This is a genomic window from Stieleria sp. (genome assembly GCF_041595215.1).
Lineage (GTDB): Bacteria > Planctomycetota > Planctomycetia > Pirellulales > Pirellulaceae > Stieleria > Stieleria magnilauensis.
In genome coordinates this window covers 1-2766 of record NZ_JBFHKV010001103.1, presented here as the reverse complement: position 1 = coordinate 2766, position 2766 = coordinate 1, and the positions used below count along the sequence as shown (strand labels likewise).

Here is a 2766-nt window from a genome sequence, read left to right as displayed (position 1 = left end):
AATCGCCAACTGCGGCGCACTCCAAGTGACAAAGGTCTCACCGGTGAACAGCGTCAACGGCGGCATGTTGTCGGTTTCACCACCAGGGCGAATCACCCGCATCGCGATCGCCGCTGTGCCCGACGTGCCCGGTGTCGGGATTAACTGCACCGTCGCATTTCCGGCGTCATCGACAACGGCTTCGACGAACGATGATCCGGTCGACGCGAACGAGCCGAGTTCGGGTTGCATGATTTCGTAATACACCTTCCATCCGCGCGCCGGTAACATGCCTTCGGATCGAGTCACCCGCGTCGTCAACGTGACCGGTGTTCCCGCCGGGACGATTTGCGTCCCCGGAAACTGTCGTGCCGCATCGACCCAGTAGATCGTCGCGGTTGCTTTTCGTTGATCCCAGCACTCGCTTTCCGGTGCCAGCACGGTGACTTTGCTGGTCCCTTCACTGGGGCTGCTGACGGTGATCCATGTTTGTCCCTTTTCCAACTGGACATCATCATTGGGATTCAAGTTTCCACGGGTGATCTTCGTGCGTTTGGTGCTGGTCACGCCGAACGCATAGGCGGGATCTTGCTTGGCCGCTTTTTTAATCCGCGCCAATCGGTGCATCACACCGGGGTCATCGTCACCGACTTGGATAAAGGTCCCGACGCTTTCCGGCGTCAGCATCCATTCCAGCGGTTCGCCGACTTGCAAATGTCCCTCGTCACCACAGATTCCCGACAACAGAACCACTTCCCCGCCGACCGGTGCAACAATTTTCTGGGGCGAGAGCAGGATGCAGCCTCGCTTGCCGCGTTTGGGAAGTCGGCAAAGCTCGCGCATCTGACACTCGTTGCCATACAGAATTGCCGGCGGACCGTTTTGGCAATCCGACGGGCACCGGGCGCTTGGCACGCACGGTTCATTGGACGCACCACCGATTGACGTCAGCGGTGGTGTCGCCGTGCTGGGCACCGGCGTCAGGCAGGGCGGCGGAGCGACCGGTTCGGGAAACGCCGGTTCGGGCAACGAAAACGGCCGCGTGTTCAACGGGTCACCGAGTCTTCGCAGGCAGTTCCCCAGCCGGCCTTCACCGGCCGAACCGGGCAGCGCGATCGTCGTCGTCGCAGGCAGGGGGTTGAAGATCCGTTGCCCCGTCGGATCGATGGCGGGAAGCCGCAGTCGCGAACAACCGACAGACGGCAGCAGCGAGACCACCACGATTGCTATCGCACTCACCTTTCGCCATGCGCAGCCATCGCGGGCCGTCGCAGGGGAGGTTGAGGTTGAAAACAAAGCGAACATCGGCTTGAGTCAGGCGCATGCGGGAATTCGATCCGGGTCTGAGTCCATACAGACCTCGTCCGAGGAACCCTAGCACGCAGTTGGCAGCGATGATGCGAAAATGCAACCTCGTATGATGCGGAAACGCAACGAAGGTGTACCGGTTGTAATCCTTATGTCGAAAGTTCCAAGTTCCAAGTCCCAAGTTGTTGGATCTGAAACCTGAAACCTGAAACCTGAAACCTGAAACCTGAAAAAAAACGGGACAGATTCTCACGTGGAGAACCTGTCCCTGGTCGGTGCAGCGGAGCGCTTCGCTGCAGTCGACGTTTCAATTCGAGCAGCGAACTCGTCTAGCTTCGGTCAGTCAAATCACTCAGCCGCCGGGCGTCCGCCTGGGCGTCCACCTCGATCACCGCCTCGGTCTCCGCCCGGGCCACCGCGACCACCGCGTCCGCCGCCGGGGCCGCCACCGTCTCCGCCGCGGCCGCCGAATCCGCCACGTCCTTGGGGTGCCGGCATTTCGAAGGGCTCGCCCTTCATTTCTTCAAACTCTTTTTTCTGCTCACTGGTCAGCACGCTGACCAGCTTGGTTTCCATTTCCTTCTGAGCTTCCACCATCTTTTCCCGCATGTTTTCGCGGTCACCGCCTTGGAACAACTCTTGCATCTTGGACATCATTTCTTCGCGAGCTTCTTCAGCCATCTTTGCCAGTTCTTCTTTCTGCTTGGCGGTCAGCTTCAGTTCGGTTGCGACACGCTCATTCATCAGCGCCCCGGCCCGCATCTGCTGAACTTCGATTTGTTCCAGCCGTTCCATTTGCTCTGGCAACAGCACCTCTTCGAGTTGCTCGCGGATCTTCTTTTCGCCTTCAGCAACCTGCTTCATGTACGCCTGCATTTTGGCAATATTTTCTTCACTGTCGCGATTCTCGCGATCGAAATCGCGTGGGAATTCGACGCGTTCGCGGTTCTCGGCGACCTTCTTGACGGCCTCTTCCTGGTCGGGCATCAACTCGATTTCTTCTTGGACTTCTTTGACTTGCAACAGTCCCAGGATGGAACCACCGCCGCGTCCGCCGAAGCCGCCGGGGCCTCCAGGACCGCCACGAAATCCGCCGCCGCCCGGTCGGCCGCCCCCACCCCCCGGTCGGCCACCGCCACCGCGTTGAGCCATAACATCAGTGGCGACCATCGCCAAAATTGCCGCGAACAACAGGGCCATTGGGCCGCTTGTGATCTTCATTGATTTCGATTCCCAGAGATTACAGAAAGAGAAGTTGGCTGCGGAGAAGTTCCGCCGTGCTTTGAAGCCGTACATCGCCCCACGACATTGCCCCAGACACTGCGATCGCAATGGATGGAATTCGTCGAGAGTTACCCTGTTCAAACCACGCCAAGGCGGCAGGGTTTCACGAAAGATCGAGTTTTTTGCCAAAAAGAAAGGCAAAAAACGATGCGGCCAGAAACGCGGCGGCCGATTCAGGTCCGCCCGCTACGACTT

The 2766-nt window shown here is 59.0% G+C and carries 1 protein-coding gene and 1 pseudogene; both read right to left on the bottom strand.

Translation table 11 applies throughout. The features are described from left to right. Positions 1 to 1218 (bottom strand): annotated as a pseudogene (locus tag ABX749_RS28505) (hypothetical protein); the annotation flags it as partial. 417 nt (positions 1219 to 1635) lie between these two features. Continuing rightward, positions 1636 to 2508, bottom strand: coding sequence for a hypothetical protein (locus ABX749_RS28500; protein WP_372899018.1), 873 nt, complete (start codon positions 2506 to 2508; stop codon positions 1636 to 1638). Positions 2509 to 2766 lie beyond the last annotated feature (258 nt).